The following is a 19,909-nucleotide window of genomic DNA, read 5'->3' as shown; positions in this document are numbered from 1 at the left end:
TGAGCGGCGTACAGCACGCCTGATTTCGATCGATGAACGATCAAGGGGTGGCACTGAGTGCCACCCCTTGGAGAAGTGCAGTCGCCCAAGATCCGCTCATTCGAGCGCGACCCCTATCAAGCGTGGCGAGAATCACGCTGCCACAGCGCGCCGGATTTCACCATGCGGACGAGTCTCGGGACCGCAACACGGACGTCATACGCCCATGGCCAGCAACCGCTCCTCGACCCGCTCGGGCGCGTACAGATGCTCCACGACCAGCGCGCCCGCCCCGACCAGCCCGGCCCGCTCCCCCAGCCGTGAGGTCACGACCTCCAGGCCGGCGGTGGAGCGCGGCAGCGCCCGCTGGTACAGCAGCTCCCGGACACCGGTGAGGAAGGGAGTTCCGGCCAAATCCCCGGCGATCATCAGGACCCCGGGGTTCAGCAGGGTCACCACGGTCGCCAGGACGTCCCCGACGTGCCGCCCCGCCTCCCGCGCGAGCGCCGCCGCCTCGGGATGCCCGGCCGCCAGCAGGTCCCGCACGTCCGAGCCCGAGGCCGCGGGCACCCCGGTCGCCGCCAGCCGACGGGCCACGGCACCGCCGCTCGCGACGGCGGCGAGGCAGCCGTAGGACCCGCACCGGCACAGGGCCTCCGCGCCGGCCGGCACCCGGATGTGGCCGAGGTCGCCCGCGCCGCCGTCGATGCCCCGGTAGACCGAGCCGTCGACCACGACTCCGGCGCCGATACCGGTCGAGACCTTGACCAGCACGAACGCCGAGCAGTCCGGGTGGGCGGTGCGCTGTTCGCCGTACGCCATGAGGTTGGCGTCGTTGTCGACGAGCACCGGGACCGGGCCCGCTCCGGTGTGCTCGGTGAAGGCTCTGGCGAGGCGGCCTCGTATGTCGTAGCCGTCCCAGCCGGGCATGATCGGCGGCTGGACCACCCGGCCGCTCTCCAGGTCGACCGGGCCCGGCACGGCGAGTCCGATCCCGCAGACCTCCGCCGCCCGCTGCCCCGCCTTCTCCAGCAGTTCGGCGAACCAGTGGCCCAGTTCGCCGAGCACGACGTCCGGGCCGTCCTCGATCACCAGGGTGCCGCTGTGCTCGGCGAGGATCTCGCCGGTCAGGGAGAGCACGGCCGCGCGCGCGTGGCGGGTCTCCAGGTCGGCGGCGAGGACCACGGCGTGGGCGTCGTCGAACTCCAGGGTGATGGAGGGGCGGCCGCCCAGCGGGGAGTCCACGGGGCCTCCGGCGCCCTCGCGCAGCCAGCCCGCGCGGAAGAGGCGGTCGAGGCGCTGGCCGACGGTCGCCCGGGACAGTCCGGTGGCCTGCTGGAGCGCGCCGCGCGTGACGGCTCGCCCGCTGCGGACCAGTTCGAGCAGATCTCCGGCGCCGGTCTGACTCCGTCCACCCATGCGCACCCCCTTGTGTTTCTCAACTCTGCATTACATATTGAGTTTTGCGTGTTAAATAGACGTAACCCTACGGTAGCCCTGACCGAACCGGTCAGCCACACGTCTTTCGGGGAGCCCCGAGTGGATCGCACTGCCCAGCTCATCAGCCCTTCCGCGGAGCGCTCGATCGCATACGATCCGCCGGGTTCGCCGCCGTCCCTGCACGTGAGGGCGGCGAAGGTGCTGGAGGGCAACTGGACCGGCGCCTCCACGGTGCCCTCGCGCGGTCTGTACCCGCACCAGTGGTCCTGGGACTCCGCGTTCATCGCGATCGGCCTGCGCCACCTCTCGCCGCTGCGGGCACAGACGGAGCTGGAGACCCTGCTGGCGGCCCAGTGGGGCGACGGACGTGTCCCGCACATCGTCTTCAACCCCTCCGTACCGCTCGACGCCTACTTCCCGAGCCCCGACTTCTGGCGCTCCTCCACCGCGGGGCGCACGGCGGGCGCCCCGCGCACCGTACAGACGTCCGGCATCGTGCAGCCACCGGTCCACGCCCTGGCCGCGTGGCTGGTCCACCGCGCCGACCCCGGTCTTTCCCGGGCGCGCGGCTTCCTCGCCCGGGTGTACCCCCGTCTGGCGGCCTGGCACCGCTATCTCCTGCACCGCCGGGACCTGGGCGGCGGCGGCCTGGCGTCGGTCGTGCACCCCTGGGAACAGGGTATGGACAACAGCCCCGCCTGGGACCTCCCGCTCGCCCGTGTCACCCCGGCCCCGGCCCGCTCCTTCCGCCGCGCCGACCTCGACCACGGGGCGGCCGAGGACCGGCCGACGGACCTGGACTACGGACGGTACGTACGGCTGGCGACGGACTACCGGGACGGCGGATACGCCGATGGCACCGGCGGGTTCGCCGTGGAGGACCCCGCCTTCAACGCCCTGCTCATCGCCTCCGAACACGCCCTGGCCCGGATCGCGGCCGAACTGGGCGCCCCCGGCACGGCCCGGCACGCGCGCGCGGAGCGGCTCACGGAGGCTCTGGTGGAGCGGCTGTGGGACCCGGCGAGCGGGATGTTCCTGTGCCGGGACCTCAGGGCCCCCGCCCCGGACGGCCGCGGCACCCTGATCCCCGAACGCGGTGTCTCCGGACTGATCCCGCTCCTCCTCCCCGGCCTCCCGCGGACCATCGTCTCGACCCTCCTGCGGACCGCGTCCGGCCCCCACTTCGGGCTCGGCACCACCACCCGCCTGCTGCCCAGCTACGACCTCCTGGGCGAGGCCTTCGACCCGCACCGCTACTGGCGCGGCCCGGCCTGGTTCAACACGGCGTGGCTCGTGGAGCGAGGGCTGCGCACGCAGGGGGAGCTCCAACAGGCCGACGCCCTGCGGCAGTCGGTCCTCGAACTCGCCGGGGCGACCGACTTCGCGGAGTACGTCGACCCGTACACCGGCGAGGCCTGCGGGGCGACCGGCTTCAGCTGGACCGCCGCGCTCGCACTCGACCTGCTGCACGGCGACACCACAGTCACGGCGGACATGGAACTCAAGGGAGGGAACCGGCGATGACGGACCGGCATCATCTGCTCGTGCACGGCGGGACGTTCGCTGCCGTGGGTGACGGCGGCGACATCAGCGGCGTCCGGGGGGCCGGCAGCTCCCCGGACGGGTTGTTCGTACGGGACGCCCGGCATCTGAGCCGCTGGCAGCTCACGGTCGACGGCGCGGTCCCGGAGGCCCTGTCGCCGGTGGCCGACGGCGACACCGCGCGCTGTGTCCTCGTCCCGCGCGGCGGCCGCCAGGAGCCCCCCGCGCACACCCTCTTCCGCGAACAGGCGGTGGGGGACGGCTCGTTCGTCGAATCCCTCCGGATCACCAGCAACCGCCCGGTGCCGACGACGGTCCGGCTCGCGGTCACCGCGGACGCCGACTTCACCGACCAGTTCGAACTCCGCTCCGACCACCGCACCTACACGAAGACCGGCGCGACCCGGACCCGTGAAGTCCTCGACGACGGCGTGGAGTTCGGCTACCAGCGCCGCGAATGGCGTTCCTGTACGACGGTGACGGCCGACCCCGCCCCGGACGGCGTCGAGGAGACGGGCACCGGAGCCAGGCGGCTGGTCTGGACGCTCGACCTGGAGCCGCACGGCACGGCCGAGCTGACCCTGCGCGTGATGGCCCGCCCGCACGGCGACCGGCGGACCCGCCGGGTACCGAGCTCCCCGGCCGCCCTGAACCGTCAACTCCTCGCGATGGAGGGCGAGTTCGTGGAGGGCGTGGCCTTCCCGACCGGCTGGCCGGAGCTGGCCGCCGCCTGCGCCCGCGGCCTCGCCGACCTCGCCTCGCTCCAGGTCCCGGCGACCGGCCCGGACGGCGAGGACCTGCGCGTCCCGGCCGCCGGAGCCCCCTGGTTCCTCACCCTCCTGGGCCGCGACGCCCTCCTCACCGCGCTCTTCGCTCTCCCCTACCGCCCCCAGCTGGCCGCCGCGACCCTGCCCGCGCTCGCCGCGACCCAGGCCACCGAGGTCGGCGCGGCCTCCGTGGCCCAGCCCGGCAAGATCGTGCACGAGGTACGCCACGGGGAGCTCGCGCACTTCGAGCAGGTGCCGTACGGCCGCTACTACGGTTCGGTCGACGCGACCCCGCTGTTCCTCGTCCTGCTCGGCGCTTACGTGGAACAGACCGGGGACGCCTCCCTGGCCCGGCGCCTGGAGTCCCACGCCCGCGCCGCGATCGGCTGGATGCTGGACCACGGCGGCCTCACCTCGCGCGGCTACCTCGTCTACCGCGCCGACCAGGGCGGCCTCGCCAACCAGAACTGGAAGGACTCCCCTGGCTCGATCTGCGGCGCCGACGGGACCCGCCCGACCGGCCCGGTGATGGCGGCGGGCGCCCAGGGGTACGCGTACGACGCACTGCGCCGGACCGCGTGGGTCGCCCGCACGGTGTGGGAGGACGAGACGTACGCGGCGCTCCTCGAACAGGCCGCGGCGGACCTACGGGACCGCTTCCAGCGGGACTTCTGGATGCCGGACCGCTCCTTCCCGGCCCTCGCACTGGACGGAGAGGGCGGCCAGGTCGACGCGCTGGCCTCCGACGCCGGACATCTGCTCTGGTCCGGACTGCTCGACAAGGAGTACGGCGAGCTGGTGGGCCGACGCCTGCTGGAACCGGACTTCTTCTCCGGCTGGGGCGTACGCACCCTGGCCTCCGGCCAGCCGGCCTACCACCCGCTCTCCTACCACCGGGGCTCGGTGTGGCCGCACGACAACGCGTTGATCACGCTGGGTCTCGCCCGCTACGGACTGCACGACGAGGCGCGCACGGTGGCGCACGGCCTGGTGGACGCGGCGACGGCGACCGGGCACCGGCTTCCGGAGGTGCTGGCGGGATACGGACGGGAGACCCACGGCGAGCCGGTGCCGTATCCGCACGCGTGTGTGCGGGAGTCGCGGTCCGCGGCGGCCCCTCTTGCCTTGCTGACGGCGGTCGGCGGCGCCTGATCGGACCGTCGTCGCGGCAGTTCTCCGCGCCCCTGAAATCCTGTTGGCCAGGCGTTTGCCCGGTGTTTGCTCTGGCCGGTGAACTGTGGCTCGAAGTGGGCCGTACGGGACTGTGGCGGATCCGAGACCCCATATCGGATCCGCCTTCCACCAGGACCGTATGGAAGGACCCTCGGGTGTCCGAGACCCTTGCAGAGAGCACGTCACCCGAGGTCGAGGCGGCCGACAAGGACCAGCGCGCGAGGTTCGTCCGGTGGCGGGAGGCCCACCCCACCGCCGTACGGAACGTGCGCTGGGCCCTGAACATCCTCGCCGCCCTCCTCGTCCTCGGCGCCTTGCTCCTGCCGAACAAGATCGTCTACCTGCACCCGCGGGCGTTCGTGCGGATTCCGGCCGAGGCGATCATCGGGGCGGCCGTGACGCTCGCGCTGCCGCGTCGGCCGCGGCTGGTGGTGGCCGCGGTGTCCGGCGCGGCGCTCGGGGTGATGACGATCCTGAACCTGCTCGACATGGGCTTCAACGACTACCTCGGGCGGCCCTTCAATCCCGTCCTCGACTGGGAGCTGCTCGACGACGCGCAGTCGTACGTGGCGGACTCGATGGGCGGGGCGGTGGCCGTCGCAGCCGTGATCGGCGTGGTCGTCCTCGTGCTCCTGGTGCCGACCGTCATGGCGCTGGCGACGGTCCGGCTGAGCGGCCTGCTGGTCCTGGACCGCCGGGCCGCGACCCGGGGCACCCTCCTCGCCGCCACCGTCTGGGTCACCTGTTCCGCCCTCGGCCTCCAGGTCCTCGGCATCCCGCTGGCCTCCGAGCACACCGCCGCGCTCACCGCGCTCCAGGCCAAACGGGTGCTGTACACCGTGCGGGACGAGGCGGAGTTCCAGAAGGTGGCCAAGACCGACGCCTTCGGGAACACGCCGGGCGCCCAGCTGGTGCCCGACCTGCGCGGCAAGGACATGATCTTCACCTTCATCGAGAGCTACGGACGCAGCGCCGTCGAGGACCCGGGCATCGCGCCCGGCGTCGACAAGACCCTCGACACGAGCACCGCGGCCCTCGCGAAGGCCGGCTTCCACGCGAAGAGCGGGTGGCTGACCTCGGCGACGTACGGCGGCAGCAGCTGGCTCGGCCACTCGACGACCCTCTCCGGCCTCTGGATCGACAACCAGCAGCGCTACCGCACGGTCATGGCCAGCGACCACCTCAGCCTCACCAAGGCCTTCAAGAAGACCGGCGCCTGGGACACGGTCGGGGTGATGCCGGGCGTCCAGAAGGGCTGGCCGGAACAGAAGTACTACGGCCTCGACAGGGTCTACAACGCCTTCCAACTCGGCTACCAGGGCCCCAAGTTCAGCTGGTCGACGATGCCGGACCAGTACGCCCTGGAGGCCTATCAGAAGCAGATCCACAGCAAGAAGCGCGACAAGCCGCTGATGTCCGAGATCATCCTGACCTCCAGCCACCAGCCCTGGGCCCCCATCCCGAAGATGGTGGACTGGAACGACCTCGGCGACGGCTCGGTCTTCAAGGCCATCCAGAAGGCGGGCAACAAAGCCTCCGACATCATCGCCGACCCCACCCGCTCCAAGCAGGAGTACGGCAAGTCCATCTCCTACTCGGTGACCGCACTGACCCAGTGGCTGGAGCGCTACGGCAACGACGACACGGTCCTCGTCTTCCTCGGCGACCACCAGCCGATCGCCCGGGTCAGCGGCGAGAACGCCAGCCGTGACGTCCCGATCTCCATCGTCGCCAAGGACCCCAAGGTCCTCGACAAGATCACATCCTGGAACTGGACGGACGGACTGAAGCCGTCCCACAACGCCCCGGTCTGGAAGATGAGCTCCTTCCGGGACCGGTTCCTCACGGCATACGGGTCGACTCCGCATCCGTCGAAGTAGTGAGGGTCGTGCCGGGTTCGGTTGTCGAGCGGGTGCGGGTGCGTTGTGGCTGGTCGCGCGGTTCCCCGCGCCCCTGAGGAGTTGCGGTCACCCTGCGCCGGAATGGACCGTGGGCCGTTGGCCGCGTACGGCGGGCAGGGGACGGGGTGAGGGGTGTCCGCCCGCAGCGGCCGGCGTCCGTCACAGAGCCCCTTTTGAAGCGACCGAGCCGCCGGACCGAGGACGGACACCCCCCACCCCGGCCCCGACCCACCCACCGAACGGAACGCGCTACACCCGCCCCCACCGAACCCGCAGCTGCGCCGCAGGCACCCAGGGGCGCGGGGAACTGCGCAAAACGCCCGCCCCCACCAACCCGCACAAACAACCGCTCAACCGCCGGAGGTGTCCAGCTCCGCATCCTCCCCAACCCCCGCACAGTCATACGGATCCTTCAGCCAACCATCCGGCAGCACCACCCGGTTGTTGCCCGACGTACGCCCACGCGGCCCGTCCGCCCCCGTAGGCCACGGCTGGTCAAGGTCCAACTCGTCCAGACCCGAACGGAGTTCGGACAGCGACGACGTGATCGCGAGCCGCTTGCGCATCTCGCTGCCGACCGCGAACCCCTTCAGGTACCAGGCCACATGCTTGCGGAAGTCGATGACACCGCGAGCCTCGTCCCCGATCCACTCACCGAGCAGCGTCGCGTGCCGCACCATGACGTCGGCCACCTCACGCAGATCGGGACGGCAAAACTCCTCGCGCCCCTCGAACGCCGCCACCAGGTCCGAGAACAGCCACGGCCGCCCCAGGCACCCCCGGCCCACGACCACCCCGTCGCACCCGGTCTCCCGCACCATCCGCAGCGCGTCCCGCGCCGACCAGATGTCGCCGTTCCCCAGCACGGGGATCTCCGGCACGTGCTCCTTCAGACGCGCGATCGCGTCCCAGTCCGCCGTGCCGCCGTAGTGCTGGGAGGCGGTACGGCCGTGCAGGGCGATCGCCGTCACCCCCTCCTCGACCGCGATCCGCCCCGCGTCCAGATACGTGAGGTGATCGTCGTCGATGCCCTTGCGCATCTTCATCGTGACGGGCAGATCCCCCGCCCCGCTCACGGCCTCCCGCAGGATCGCCCGGAGCAGCGGGCGCTTGTACGGCAGCGCCGAGCCGCCGCCCTTGCGCGTGACCTTGGGGACCGGGCAGCCGAAGTTCAGGTCGATGTGGTCGGCGAGGCCCTCCTCCGCGATCATGCGGACGGCCTTGCCGACGGTGGCCGGGTCGACGCCGTACAGCTGGATCGAGCGCGGCTTCTCGCTCTCGTCGAAGTGGACGAGCTGCATGGTCTTCTCGTTGCGTTCGACCAGCGCCCGGGTCGTGATCATCTCGCTGACGAACAGGCCCTTGCCGCCGCTGAACTCCCTGCACAGCGTGCGAAAGGGCGCGTTGGTGATCCCCGCCATGGGGGCGAGGACGACGGGGGGCTGGACGAGGTGCGGGCCGATCTGCATTCCCCCATTGTCACGCATCCCTCGCCCCACCCCTCGCCCCGTCCCTCGCCCCGGCCGGGCATGGATCATGCATAAACCATTAGTTAGACGCACTATCGACATCGGCGTACGATGGAGCGCATGCCCGAGCTCAGCCCTCGCCGACGCATGCTGGTCCTCGCGATCTGCTGTATGAGCCTCCTGATCGTGAGCCTCGACACCACGGCCCTCAATGTCGCCCTGCCCGCCATGCAGCGTGGCCTGGACGCGAGCACCGCGGGCCTCCAGTGGACGATCGACGCGTACACCCTGGTCCTCGCCTCGCTGCTGATGCTGGCCGGCTCCACGGCCGACCGGATCGGCCGCAAGCGCGTCTTCATGGCGGGCCTGATCGTCTTCACGATCGGCTCCGCGCTGTGCTCCGCCGCGCCGAACCTGGAGGCGCTGATCGCCTTCCGGATGGTGCAGGCGGTCGGCGGTTCGATGCTCAACCCGGTCGCGATGTCGATCATCACCAACACCTTCACCGACCCGCGCGAGCGGGCGCGGGCGATCGGGGTGTGGGGTGCGGTCGTCGGCATCTCCATGGCGGCGGGGCCGCTGGTGGGCGGGGTGCTCGTGGACTCGGTCGGCTGGCGCTCGATCTTCTGGGTCAACCTGCCGGTGGGTCTCGCGGCCCTGCTGCTGACCCTGCGGTACGTCCCCGAGTCCCGGGCGCCCAGGGCCCGCCGCCCCGACCCGGTCGGACAGCTCCTGGTGATCGCGCTGTTCGGCTCGCTGACGTACGCGATCATCGAGGCGCCGGCCTCGGGGTTCTCGTACGTCCTGCCCTTTGCCGTCGTGGCCGTCCTCGCGCTGGCCGGGCTCCTCTGGTACGAGCCCCGACGGGACGAGCCCCTCATCGACCTGCGGTTCTTCCGGTCCGCTCCCTTCAGCGGAGCCACGGTAATCGCGATCAGCGCCTTCGCCGGTCTGGGCGGGTTCCTGTTCCTGTCGACGCTGTACCTCCAGAACGTCCGGGGGCTGGACGCGCTGCACGCGGGCCTGTGGATGCTGCCGATGGCCGTGCCGATGTTCCTGTGCGCGCCCCTCGCCGGGCGGCTGGTGGGAAGCCGGGGGCCGAGGCTGCCGTTGATCGCGGCGGGAGTCATGATCACCGCCAGCGGGGTGCTGTTCGCCGCCTTCGACGCGGAGACCTCGGACCGGACGCTGCTCCTCGGGTACGTGCTGTTCGGCATCGGGTTCGGGCTGGTCAACGCGCCGATCACGAACACGGCCGTGTCGGGGATGCCGCGCGCCCAGGCCGGGGTCGCGGCGGCCGTCGCCTCCACGAGCCGTCAGCTCGGGCAGACGCTCGGGGTCGCGGTGGTCGGGGCGGTACTGGCCTCCGGGGTGGGGTCGTCGTCGTACAAGGAGAAGTTCGTGTCCGCCGCGGTGCCGGGGTGGTGGATCCTGGCCGGGTGCGGGTTCGCGGTGCTGCTTCTCGGGGCCGTGACGAGTGGGGCGTGGGCTCGGCGGACCGCTGAGCGTACGGCTGAGCGGCTGGAGTCGGCCGAGGTGCGCGAGGCGGCGGGGGTCAGCGCGTAGTACGGCGGGTGTCGGCCGGCCCGAGCAGATGCCAAAGTCTCTGACGTGACCTTGATGAACGTACTCGTCGACTTCGCCCGGACCGGTCGTATCGGCCCGCTTCACTGCGGCATGCCACTGCGTACGGCCGAGGATCTCCTGGGCCCGGGACGCCCGCACCCCGCTGTCCGGATGAGGCCGGAACTCGACGGCTACCCCTACGCCTGGAACGGCCTGGAGCTGGTCATCACCCAAGGCGCCGTCAGCGGAATCTGGATCAGGCTCCGACCGGGCTCGACGACCACCTTGCCCTCGCAGGTCCTGCCGGACTCGGAGTCCTACCCGTCCACAGTGCCCCGAGAAGACCTGGTCGCCGGCCTTGACGCTGTCGACTGCCGCTACGACGTCAACGACCGCCTCACGTTCGGAGAGCAGTCCAGCATCCTTACGCAACCCGCCGACGTCTGCGCGGTGTTCTTCACGCCTGGCCGTGACGACCACGTGCCCGATCGCGGACGCCACTACCTCGGCGTGATCCACAAGCACACCGCCTGACGTCTTTCCCAGGGATCAAGAGCTCCTGCTCAGTTGATAGCGCACGGTTCGCTCCACCGTCGGCAGGAACCTCTGCCCGGCCAGGGCCAGCGCGATCGCCGCCGCCACCCCCGCCCACGCCAACGGCCCCAGCGGGGTGCAGCCGAACAGCCGGCTCACTCCCGGGATCTCCACCAGCGCGATCAACGCCGCTGCCGAGCCCAGGGACGTGAAGCGGACCAGGGGGCTCTCCCGGCGGTCCGCGAGTGTCTGGGCCAGCTGCGTGCCCACCACCGCGCACAGGGCCATCGTCGTCGAGCGGCGGGCCGTGCCCGGCGTGAAGCGGCCGATGAGCCAGGCCACCGTGGCACCGAGGCAGGTGGTGAGGGCGCGGTCGCGGATCTGGCGGGTCAGAGCGGCGCCCAGGATCGTGTCGACCGAGGGCTCGTCTTCCGTGGGTTTCTCCGTCGGCGTCACCGCCACGGCCATCGCCGGGAACAGGTCGGTGAAGAGGTTCACCAGGAGCATCTGTCGGGTGGACAGGGGCGCCGCGCCCGACAGGAGGGTGCCGAGGATGCCGAAGCCCACCTCGCCCGCGTTGCCGCCGATCAGGATGGCGATGGCGTCGGCGACGGAGTGCCACAGGGCGCGGCCCTCGCGGACCGCCTCGATGAGGGCGGTGAGGTCGTCACCGGTGAGGACGAGGTCGGCGGCGTTGCGGGCGGCGGCCGAGCCGCGGGCGCTGATGCCGACGCCGATGTCGGCGGCCCGGATGGCGGCCGCGTCGTTGGCGCCGTCGCCGACCATGCCGACGACCCGGCCCGCGTCCCTGAGGGCCTCCACGACCTGGAGTTTCTGCTCGGGCGCGACCCGGGCCACGACATCGGCGTCGCGCAGCATCCGGGAGCGGGCCGAGCGGTCGGCGGCGGCCAGTTCGTCGCCGGTGACGACCGTGGCGTCCTCGGGCCAGCCGAGGTCGGTGGCGATGGCGTGGGCGGTCTGCGGGTGGTCACCGGTCAGCACGACCGGCCGTACGCCCGCCTCGCGCAGTCCGCGCACCAGGTCCGGGGAGGTGTCCCGGGCCACGTCGGCGAGGGCCAGCAGGCCGACGAACTCCAGGTCCCGCAAGGGCTCTTCGAGTACGGCCTTCCGGTCGCTGTCGCCGTCGAGCGGGCGCCGGGCCACCGCCAGCACGCGCAGGCCGTCGCGGGCGAGCGACTGGGCCCGGTCGGCGGCGTCGGCGGGGAGGTCGGCGCAGGCGGGCAGGACGGTCTCCGGGGCGCCCTTGAGGACCAGCACCGGGGAGCCGTCGCCGGGGTGTCCGACGGCGGCGGCGTAACCGCGGCCGGCCTCGAAGGGGAGGCCCTCCAGCTGGGTCCACTCCTCGTCGGGAGCGGCCGCGTCCAGGACGGCCTCGTCGGTGGCGTGCGCCGGGCGCTGCCCGGAGTCGCCGTCGAGCTGGGGACAGGCCCGTGCCGCGATGCGCAGCGGGCCGTCCGCGTCGGGCTCGCCGGGAGTGTGGACCGTGCCGTCCGCGGTGGTGACCCGGACCAGGCGCAGCCGGTTCTCGGTGAGGGTGCCGGTCTTGTCGAAGCAGATGGTGTCCATGCGGCCCAGGGCTTCGAGGGTGCGCGGGGCGCGGACCAGGACGCCGTGCGCGCTGAGCCGGCGGGCGGCCGCCAGCTGCGCGACGGTGGCCACCAGCGGCAGGCCTTCCGGTACGGCGGCCACCGCGACCGCGACCCCGCCGCTGACCGCCTGCCGCAGGGGTGTGCCGCGCACCAGGGCGAGCCCGGTGACCGCGGCGCCGCCCGCCATCGTCAACGGCAGTGCCTTGCGGGTGAGTTCCTGGAGCCGGGCCTGGACTCCGCCGGCGGCCGGGGTGCGGGCGGCGAGCGTGACGGCGCGGGCGGCCTCGGTGCGGTCGCCGGTGTCCACGACGACCGCGCGGGCGTTCCCGGCCACCACGGTCGTCCCCTCGAAGACCATGCAGCGCCGTTCGGCGACGGGGGCGCGCGGGCTCGGGTCGGTGGACTTGTCCACCGGGAGGGACTCGCCGGTCAGCGCGGACTCGTCGACCTCCAGGCCGTCCTCCCACAGCAGCCGGGCGTCGGCGGGCACGACGTCGTCCAGCGTCAGCTCGATGACGTCCCCCGGGCTCAGCCTGGCGGCGTCGACGACGTGCGGTTCCGCGCCCTCCTCGGCGACCCGGGCCTTCTGCTTCTGCTGGGCGAGCAGCCCGGACAGGGCCCGCTCGGCGCGCAGCCGCTGCAGGCCGCCGACGAGCGCGTTCAGGTCGAGGGCGCCGACCACCAGCAGCGCGTCCATCGCGGACCCGAGGATCGCGGACGCGGCCGAGCCGACCGCCAGGACGGGGGTCAGCGGGTCGTCCAGCTCGCCGCGCACGGCCCGGGCGAGCTGCGCCGACCACCTGGCGGGGGCCAGCACGGGCAGTCGTACGACGGTGTCGGCGGCGGTACGGACCCGTGCGGTCGTCTGCTCGACGAGCGTCGGCTCCGGGGGTGCCTCCTGTTCCAGCCGGTCGCGTACGTCGTCCGGGTGCAGGGCGTGCCAGGCCACCCGGGGACGCGGGTGCGGGGGGCTCGTGGCGGCCACACGCAGGGCGGCGCGGGTGCCGGTGAACAGGGCGGCGGCCGCGGCCGCGTCGACGGGTGCGTGCCGGAGGCCGGGGATCGCCGTACGGCGTCGGCCGCGGCCCGACTCGCCGACGGCGACGAGGAGTCCGGACAGGGCGGCGCCCGAGCGGGCCAGGGTCTGGGAGCGGCGGCCGACCGCGCGGGCCGCCGGTACGGCGGTCAACAGCCGCCAGACGTCGGGCAGTCCGTGCGGGGCGAGGACGTCGGCGCCCCAGGCGACCGCGCAGCCGCCGTCGGTGAGGGAGACGGCCACGTCGCCGCGGAGGAGTCCGGCGACGACGTCGGCGTCCTGGGGGCGGGCGACGGTGAGAACACCGCCTTCGTCATCGCGGAGTTGGTCGACGATCTCCCGCAACGGCCGCCCGGCGTCCACGACTTGGTCGGCGAGTCCGGTGAAGTCGGCCAGCGCGGGGTCGTCCAGGACGACGACCCGGAGTCCGGCACGCCGGGCCGCGTCCAGCACCGGCTCGGCCCAGGCGTCGGCGCCCGCGCCCGGGGTGCGCAGGGCGCTCGGGTGCAGGAGGACGGTGCCGACGGTCTCCAGCTGCCGCAGCCGGTCCGGGTCGCGCACCAGGACGCCGGAACGCGACAGGGTCGCGCTCAGTACCGCGTGGAAGGCCGCGGGGCCGTAGCGCGCGGCCTTGGGGGAGCCCGCGAGGACGGCCTCGGCGGCCTCGGTGACGTCGTGCTTGACGAGGAGCGCGGCGACGGCGCCGGCGATGCTGCCGGCCGAGGCGTGGCCCGCGTACTCCTGGGCGGGTGAGGGGCGCGGGGGCGGCCGTAGGGCCTGGTCGGCGGGCACGCTGTCCCGGTCGGGGACGCACAGGTCGTCGTGGACCGTCTCGAAGGCGGCCGTCCGCACCAGGGCCTCGGCCAGCTGGCAGGTGCGCAGGGTGCCGTCGAGCAGCAGGGAGGTGGGGCTGTGGCCCGCGCCGTGCACGGCGGCGTTCACGGCGGCCAGCGCCACGTCCGTCCGCGCGCTCCCGAGCCGCCCCCGCAGCCAGCCCCGGAACCGGGGGTTCTCCCGCAGCAACATCACCACAGCCGTCACCGGCCGCGGCGAGGCGGGCAGCCGCAGCGCGGACCCGGCGAGGGCGGCGGCGGCTCCGACGGCGTCGGCGGCGAGCGCCAGGGCGGCGGTCCGCACCGAGCCGGGGTCACCGGGATGGGCGAGCTCCTCGACGTCCTGGCCGTCCGCCACCAGCCCGTACCGCTCGGCCAGCACCGAGACCCGCTTCTCGACGCGCTCGGTGGCCACACCCTCCACCGCGGTCACGACGAGCCGCCCGAGGCCCTGGTCCCAGTAGGCCAGCGCGATGTCGGGGTGCTCGGCGAGGGCGGTGACGAGACGGCGGGCGCGGTGTTCGGTGGGGGCGTGTTCTCCGTGCTCCGGTCCGTGCTCCGGTCCGTGCTCCGGTCCGTGCTCCGGTCCGTGCTCCGGTCCGTGCTCCGGTCCGTGCTCCGGTCCGTGCTCCGGTCCGTGCCCCGGGTCCGCTTCCGCGCGCAGTGGCACATGGACCCGGTGGCCCGCTCGCCAGTGCGGGGACGCTCCCGGGAGGGCCGCTCGGGCGGCCCTCGTGGTGCGGGCCGCGAAGTCCGCGGTGCGTACGCCGGCCCGTGCCGTTCCGGCCACCGCTCCGGCGGCCGCTCCGACCGCGGCGGGCGTATTCCTGGCGAGCAGGCGCGGGCCGGCCAGGACGAGGTCCGCGGCGGCGGTCGTGAGTCCTCGGTTCATCGTTCGTCCTCAGTCGCCGGAGCGGGCACGGCCCGCGGTGGAGCCTCCGGGGCCGCGCCGGCCGGCCGGTGCGGCCGTCTCGTGCGGAGGGAGCTTGCCGGAAGGCGTGCGCGACGCGGACGAGGGTGCCCCGGACGCCTGGTGGGCAGCGGGGCCCGGGGTGCCGTGGGTCGACGCCAGGACCCGGGGCGTGGGCCGGCTCTCGTCGGCCGGCTCCTCCCGCTCCCCCGGCCTCGGCTGGGTCAGCCACGCCACCGCCGCCCCGGTGACCGCGACGGGCCACTCGACGAGGCCCGCGACACCGAGCACCCCGGCCCCGGCGTACACCGCGAGCCGCCGGCCACGTGGGGACACCGCGCCGACCCGGTCCAGCGTTCCTCCGGCCAGCCGGCCCACCGTCCCGGCCCCGGGCACCTTCCCCAGCACCGACACGGCCGCCCGCAACGGCTGCGGAAGCCCCTGCGCCGGTGACGGTGACGGTGATCCTGACTCTGCTACCTGCTGCGACGACTTCTGCTCGGCCATGGCTCGCCTCGCAAGTGGGGGGTTCCGTTCGGACCGCCCGGGTTCCCCCACTCCGGACGGTCATCCCCCACGACGGCGACCGGCCGCTCACGCCCGCGCGGCCCGCGTCCTCTCCAGGGCGATCGCGTGCAGCCGCTCCAGCCGCCGCCGGGACTCCTCGTCCGCGGGGGCGTAGGTCACCATGCGCGGGCCCGCCTCGGGGCCGAGCCACAGGTCGGTGTGGTCGACGCTGACATGGCCGACGTAACGGTTCATGAACTCCTTGCGGCGGCCCCGGTGTTCGATGACCTCGTGCCGGTCCCAGACCTCGCGGAACTCCGGGGACTCGGTGCGCAGCCTCTTCAGGAGCATCTTCCAGCCGGGCTCGGCGAGGTGACCGGCCATGGTGGCGCGGAAGCGGGCGGCCATCAGGCGCTGCGCCTCCGGCAGATGGATGATCGAGGAACGCCAGTCGTCGTTGGTGTAGCAGAGGATCATGCAGTTGCGGTCCTCGGGCGGCACCGTGTCCAGGTCGCCGAGCAGCAGGCCGTAGGTGCGGTTGTAGGCGAGGATGTCGTAGCGGCTGTTCTGCACGCAGGCCGGGACCGGCTCCAGCTGTTCGAGTACCTGCCGGATGGCGGGGGTGATCGACGGGCAGGCGTGGGCCGGTGTCGGGTCGACCGCGCCGGCGAGCTGGAAGAGGTGCGAGCGCTCGCTCTGGTCGAGCAGCAGCGCGCGGGCGAGGGCGTCCAGGACCTGCACGGAGACCTGGATGTCCCGGGCCTGCTCCAGCCAGGTGTACCAGGTGACGCCGACCGCGGAGAGCTGGGCGATCTCCTCCCGGCGCAGGCCCGGGGTGCGGCGCCGGCGGCCGCGGGGCAGGCCGACCCGCTCGGGGGTGAGGTGCTCGCGGCGGTGACGCAGGAAGGCGGCGAGCTCGTGGCGCCGGATCGCCGAGAGGGACGCGGAAGCGATGGGCGGTACGGCTGTCTCCTGGGCCATCGTCGTCATGCCTCCAGCCTGCCTGGACCGGGACCCTGTTGCCAGGTGGTTCTGCTACCAGGATAAGAAGGCTCTGGTACCCGCCTGGCGGTGGGCGCAGGCTCATCGACGTGACCACCGAAACCACGACTCCACGCCCCGTCCGCGCCGCCGCGCCACCCGAGCTGGGCGGCCTCGGACTGTTCACGGTGCTGCTCGCCGCGGCCCTGCCCCTCATCGACTTCTTCATCGTCAACGTCGCCCTGCCCAGCATCGGCGCGGACCTCTCCGCGAGCGAGTCGGTCCTCGAACTCGTCGTGGCGGGTTACGGGCTGGCGTACGCCGTCCTCCTCGTCCTCGGCGGCCGGCTCGGCGACCTCTTCGGGCGGCGCCGGCTCTTCCTGGGCGGCATGCTGGCGTTCGGGCTGACCTCGCTGGCGTGCGGGCTCGCGCCCACCGCCTGGACGCTGGTCGCGGCGCGGGTCGCGCAGGGCGCCGCGTCGGCCGCGATGCTGCCGCAGGTCCTCGCCACCATCCAGTCGGCGACGACCGGGCCCCGCCGGGCGCGCGCGATGGGCCTCTACGGCGCCACGGCGGGCCTTGCCATGGTGGCGGGCCAGATCCTCGGCGGTGTCCTGGTGGCCGCCGACATCGCGGGCACCAGCTGGCGGGCGACGTTCCTGGTGAACGTCCCGGTCGTCCTGGTCGGCCTGGTCCTCGCGGTCCGTACGATCCCGGAGACCCGCTCCCGGCGCCCCGAGCCGGTGGACGGTCCGGGCACGGTCCTGCTGGCGGCGACCCTGCTGGCGCTGCTCGCCCCGCTGACCGAGGGCAGGGCGGCGGGCTGGCCGCTGTGGACCTGGCTGTCGCTGGCGGCGTTCCCGTTCCTGGCGGGGGCGTTCTTCGCGGTGGAGCGCAGGGCGGACCGCGGGGGCCGTACGCCTCTCGTGCCCCCGAGCCTGTTCGCGCTGGTGTCACTGCGCCGGGGCCTGCTGCTGATCCTGCCGTTCTCGATGGGCTTCGCCGGGTTCATGTTCGTGATCGCGGTGGCTCTCCAGGAGGGGGCGGGCCGCAGCCCCGTCCAGGCGGGCCTCGCGCTGGCCCCGCTCGCGGTGACGTTCCTGCTCACATCGATCGCCGGGCCGCGGCTGATCTCGCGCTTCGGCACCCGGGTGGTGACGGCGGGTGCGCTGATCCAGGGGGTCGGCCTGGGCCTGATGATCCTGGCGGCCCGTTCCTCCTGGCCGGACCTCGGTCTGCTGCCCCTCCTGCCCGGCGGCGCGATCGCCGGAGTGGGCCAGGCGCTCCAACTGCCCGTGGTCTTCCGGATCGTCCTGTCCGAGGTACCGCCCGCGCGGGCCGGTGTGGGCAGCGGCGTGATGGTCACCACCCAGCAGGCCTCCCTGGCTCTGGGCGTGGCCACGCTGGGCACGCTCTTCCTCGCCCTGGTGCCGGGCATGGGCATGCGGGACGCCCTGGTGACGACGCTCCTGGTCCAGCTGGCCGGGGTGGCCCTGACGGGGCTGCTGAGCCTGCGGCTGCCCCGTGTCATCGACTGAGTCCGCTCACGATTCGACCAACTCACGGTGAAGGTGCTCCTGTTGATGTTGCTCTTGCAGCACACTCCTCGTCGGAGGCGAGGCGTCATGGTGCAGACCAGCACGAGCAAGGTGAGCCGGTGGGACCAGCACGGGCGCGAGCATGTCGTCCAGGTGCTCCGCAAGGGCCCGCAGCGCACGATCAGATGCGACACCTGCGGCTGGCACAAGGAAGCGCAGTTCTTGCCCTGGCTGAAGGCGGAGGAGCATCTGGCGCAGGCGCACCAGGCGACGGTGGATCCGTCGAAGTCGTAGCGGGGGTGGCGGCGGTCAGGCCTTGACGCCCCGTACCAGCAGGTCCACCAGCGCCGTGAACTCCTCTTGCACGCCCGGCTTCTCCCACTCCCCGGCGTAACCGGGGTCGTGGAAGCGGCCGGTGGCCTGGAAGAGGGCCCGGGCCGTGACGGCCGGGTCGGCGACGGTGAAGGTGCCCGCGTCGACGCCGTCCTGGACGACGCGGGTCAGTTGGCCGGTCAGCTCGGTGAGGTGCTCGATGACGGCCGCGACGCTCTCACCGGCCAGGACCGAGTAGGTCGCGAACAGCTCCGGATCGTCGCCCGCCTTGCGGCGCTTGGCCTCGAAGAGCGCGGCGAGCCAGTCCCGCAGCCGGGCCTCCGGATCACGGTCCTGCGCGGCGATCGCGGCCAGCACGCCCGTCGTCCGGTCCAGCCACCGCTTCGTCACCGCCTCCCGCAGCGCCGCCTTGGTCCGGAAGTGCCGGTAGACGCTGCCATGGCTGACGCCGAGCGCGCGTGCCACGTCGACCACGGTGGCCTTGGCCGGGCCGTGGCGGCGCAGCACCTCCTCGGTGGCTTCGAGGATGCGCTCGGCGGTCAGGGTCTCGGAGGTCTGCGGTGCCATGGTGAGACGGTACCGGGCAGGCCGGTCAGCGCTCGCTGTCGAGGTGTTCCATGGCCGCGGCCGGATACCGCTCGCCGGCCGCCGCGTCGGCGGGCACGGCCGCCTCGATCGCCGCGAGGTCGTCGGCGTCGAGTACGACGTCCAGCGCGCCCAGCGACTCCGTGAGCCGCTCGCGGGTGCGGGCGCCGACCAGCGGGACGATGTCCTCGCCCTGGGCCAGCGCCCAGGCGATGGCGAGCTGGGCCACGGAGACGCCCTTGGCCTCGGCGATCTTCCGCAGCTCGTCCACCAGGGTCAGGTTGTGCCGGAGGTTGTCACCCTGGAAGCGGGGCGAGTGGGCCCGGAAGTCGTTCGCGCCGAGCCTGCGGTCGGCGGAGAAGTGCCCGGAGATCAGTCCGCGCGAGAGGACTCCGTACGCGGTGATCGAGATGCCCAGCTCACGGGTGGTCGGCAGGATGGACTGCTCTATGCCGCGGGTGATCAGTCCGTACTCGATCTGGAGGTCGGAGACGGTCGCGGTGGCGGCGGCCCTGCGGATCGTCTGCGCGCCGGCCTCGCTGAGGCCGATGTGCCGGACGTAGCCCTGCTCGACCAGTTCGGCGATCGCGCCGACGGTCTCCTCGATCGGCACGTCGGGGTCGACGCGGGCGATCCGGTAGACGTCGATGTGGTCCACGCCGAGACGCTGGAGGGAGTAGGAGGCGAAGTTCTTCACGGCGGCGGGCCGGCCGTCGTACCCGGCCCAGGAGCCGTCGGGTCCGCGCAGCGCGCCGAACTTCACGCTGGTGAGCGCCTGTTCACGCAACGCGGGCGGGGCGGTGCGCAGGGCCTCGCCGATCAGCAGCTCGTTGTGACCCATGCCGTAGAAGTCGCCGGTGTCGAGGAGGGTGACGCCGGCCTCCAGGGCGGCGTGGATCGTCGCGATCCCCTCGGCCCGGTCGGCGTCGCCGTACAGCGCGGACATGCCCATGCAGCCGAGACCGAGCGCGGAGACCTGGGGGCCGGTGGTGCCGAGGGAACGGGTTCGCATCGTCATGCCCTCAGATTGTCATGACAGCTGACAGATTTCAATATCTGTCATTCCATAGCCCTCACTGTCACTACCTCGCCCTTCGCCCTTCCGGTCGACGCGCCCCGCAGGGCGAGGACAATGGAACATGTCGGTGCGCAGTCACCCCGGCGGCGCCTGCCACCGGCCGAGCGGCCCTTCCGCGCCGCCATGG

14 protein-coding genes are annotated in these 19,909 nt (G+C 73.0%); 7 read left to right on the top strand and 7 right to left on the bottom strand.

What is annotated here, in order from left to right:
- Positions 1-195: 195 nt before the first annotated feature.
- Positions 196-1,398, bottom strand: coding sequence for an ROK family protein (locus tag D1369_RS27785; RefSeq protein WP_037899948.1), 1,203 nt, complete (start codon positions 1,396-1,398; stop codon positions 196-198).
- 120 nt (positions 1,399-1,518) lie between these two features.
- On the opposite strand from D1369_RS27785, the gene D1369_RS27780 reads away from it, so the two are divergent.
- The 3 genes from D1369_RS27780 (at position 1,519) to D1369_RS27770 (ending at position 6,781) form a co-directional block, all read left to right on the top strand.
- Positions 1,519-2,943: a hypothetical protein gene (locus D1369_RS27780; protein WP_007381881.1), complete on the top strand. Its 1,425-nt coding sequence runs from the start codon at positions 1,519-1,521 to the stop codon at positions 2,941-2,943.
- Positions 2,940-4,880, top strand: coding sequence for a glycogen debranching N-terminal domain-containing protein (locus tag D1369_RS27775; protein WP_118082658.1), 1,941 nt, complete (start codon positions 2,940-2,942; stop codon positions 4,878-4,880). The genes D1369_RS27780 and D1369_RS27775 overlap by 4 nt, the downstream gene beginning before the upstream one ends.
- A 176-nt stretch (positions 4,881-5,056) precedes the next feature.
- Positions 5,057-6,781, top strand: a complete 1,725-nt coding sequence (locus D1369_RS27770; RefSeq protein WP_007381882.1) for a hypothetical protein — start codon at positions 5,057-5,059, stop codon at positions 6,779-6,781.
- Positions 6,782-7,152: 371 nt separating this feature from the next.
- Here D1369_RS27770 and dusB read toward each other — a convergent pair whose 3' ends face one another.
- The gene (dusB, locus tag D1369_RS27765) at positions 7,153-8,271 is read right to left on the bottom strand and encodes a tRNA dihydrouridine synthase DusB (protein WP_202476992.1); all 1,119 of its coding nucleotides are present in this window, start codon (positions 8,269-8,271) and stop codon (positions 7,153-7,155) included.
- A 120-nt stretch (positions 8,272-8,391) separates the two neighbouring features.
- On the opposite strand from dusB, the gene D1369_RS27760 reads away from it, so the two are divergent.
- Both D1369_RS27760 and D1369_RS27755 read left to right on the top strand, forming a co-directional pair.
- Positions 8,392-9,837: an MFS transporter gene (locus tag D1369_RS27760; RefSeq protein WP_007381884.1), complete on the top strand. Its 1,446-nt coding sequence runs from the start codon at positions 8,392-8,394 to the stop codon at positions 9,835-9,837.
- A gap of 54 nt (positions 9,838-9,891) precedes the next feature.
- The gene (locus D1369_RS27755; RefSeq protein WP_202477557.1) at positions 9,892-10,371 is read left to right on the top strand and encodes a hypothetical protein; all 480 of its coding nucleotides are present in this window, start codon (positions 9,892-9,894) and stop codon (positions 10,369-10,371) included.
- 15 nt (positions 10,372-10,386) lie between these two features.
- Here D1369_RS27755 and D1369_RS27750 read toward each other — a convergent pair whose 3' ends face one another.
- The 3 genes from D1369_RS27750 to D1369_RS27740 all read right to left on the bottom strand — a co-directional run bounded on the left by D1369_RS27750 (position 10,387) and on the right by D1369_RS27740 (position 16,257).
- Positions 10,387-14,742 carry a cation-translocating P-type ATPase gene (locus D1369_RS27750; RefSeq protein ID WP_118082657.1) on the bottom strand — a complete coding sequence of 1,452 codons (4,356 nt, stop codon included), beginning with the start codon at positions 14,740-14,742 and terminating at the stop codon, positions 10,387-10,389.
- Positions 14,743-14,751: 9 nt separating this feature from the next.
- Positions 14,752-15,267: a hypothetical protein gene (locus tag D1369_RS27745; protein ID WP_240436103.1), complete on the bottom strand. Its 516-nt coding sequence runs from the start codon at positions 15,265-15,267 to the stop codon at positions 14,752-14,754.
- A gap of 87 nt (positions 15,268-15,354) precedes the next feature.
- Positions 15,355-16,257 (bottom strand): DNA-binding protein, encoded by a 903-nt coding sequence (locus tag D1369_RS27740; RefSeq protein WP_007381887.1) that lies wholly within the window; start codon positions 16,255-16,257, stop codon positions 15,355-15,357.
- Positions 16,258-16,358: 101 nt separating this feature from the next.
- Here D1369_RS27740 and D1369_RS27735 point away from each other — a divergent pair, with 101 nt between their 5' ends.
- Positions 16,359-17,786, top strand: coding sequence for an MFS transporter (locus D1369_RS27735; protein ID WP_007381888.1), 1,428 nt, complete (start codon positions 16,359-16,361; stop codon positions 17,784-17,786).
- 87 nt (positions 17,787-17,873) lie between these two features.
- On the top strand, positions 17,874-18,080 hold the full coding sequence (locus D1369_RS27730; RefSeq protein WP_037899950.1) for a hypothetical protein: 207 nt from the start codon (positions 17,874-17,876) through the stop codon (positions 18,078-18,080).
- A 15-nt stretch (positions 18,081-18,095) separates the two neighbouring features.
- Here the strand turns inward: D1369_RS27730 and D1369_RS27725 are convergent, their stop codons facing one another.
- Positions 18,096-18,686, bottom strand: a complete 591-nt coding sequence (locus D1369_RS27725; RefSeq protein ID WP_007381890.1) for a TetR family transcriptional regulator — start codon at positions 18,684-18,686, stop codon at positions 18,096-18,098.
- A gap of 25 nt (positions 18,687-18,711) precedes the next feature.
- Positions 18,712-19,722 carry an aldo/keto reductase gene (locus D1369_RS27720; protein WP_007381891.1) on the bottom strand — a complete coding sequence of 337 codons (1,011 nt, stop codon included), beginning with the start codon at positions 19,720-19,722 and terminating at the stop codon, positions 18,712-18,714.
- Positions 19,723-19,909: the final 187 nt, after the last annotated feature.

This window comes from Streptomyces sp. CC0208 (assembly GCF_003443735.1).
Lineage (GTDB): Bacteria > Actinomycetota > Actinomycetes > Streptomycetales > Streptomycetaceae > Streptomyces > Streptomyces sviceus.
Note: the sequence above shows the minus strand (reverse complement) of the source record. Positions and strands in the feature narration are given on the sequence as shown.

What these genes read in the sequence shown, in the direction of transcription:
- D1369_RS27785 (WP_037899948.1), bottom strand. Translation starts at nt 1,398, where the DNA reads ATGGGTGGACGGAGTCAGACCGGCGCCGGAGATCTGCTCGAACTGGTC.
- D1369_RS27775 (WP_118082658.1), top strand. Translation starts at nt 2,940, where the DNA reads ATGACGGACCGGCATCATCTGCTCGTGCACGGCGGGACGTTCGCTGCC.
- dusB (WP_202476992.1), bottom strand. Translation starts at nt 8,271, where the DNA reads ATGCAGATCGGCCCGCACCTCGTCCAGCCCCCCGTCGTCCTCGCCCCC.
- D1369_RS27760 (WP_007381884.1), top strand. Translation starts at nt 8,392, where the DNA reads ATGCCCGAGCTCAGCCCTCGCCGACGCATGCTGGTCCTCGCGATCTGC.
- D1369_RS27755 (WP_202477557.1), top strand. Translation starts at nt 9,892, where the DNA reads ATGAACGTACTCGTCGACTTCGCCCGGACCGGTCGTATCGGCCCGCTT.
- D1369_RS27750 (WP_118082657.1), bottom strand. Translation starts at nt 14,742, where the DNA reads ATGAACCGAGGACTCACGACCGCCGCCGCGGACCTCGTCCTGGCCGGC.
- D1369_RS27745 (WP_240436103.1), bottom strand. Translation starts at nt 15,267, where the DNA reads ATGGCCGAGCAGAAGTCGTCGCAGCAGGTAGCAGAGTCAGGATCACCG.
- D1369_RS27740 (WP_007381887.1), bottom strand. Translation starts at nt 16,257, where the DNA reads ATGACGACGATGGCCCAGGAGACAGCCGTACCGCCCATCGCTTCCGCG.
- D1369_RS27730 (WP_037899950.1), top strand. Translation starts at nt 17,874, where the DNA reads ATGGTGCAGACCAGCACGAGCAAGGTGAGCCGGTGGGACCAGCACGGG.
- D1369_RS27725 (WP_007381890.1), bottom strand. Translation starts at nt 18,686, where the DNA reads ATGGCACCGCAGACCTCCGAGACCCTGACCGCCGAGCGCATCCTCGAA.
- D1369_RS27720 (WP_007381891.1), bottom strand. Translation starts at nt 19,722, where the DNA reads ATGACGATGCGAACCCGTTCCCTCGGCACCACCGGCCCCCAGGTCTCC.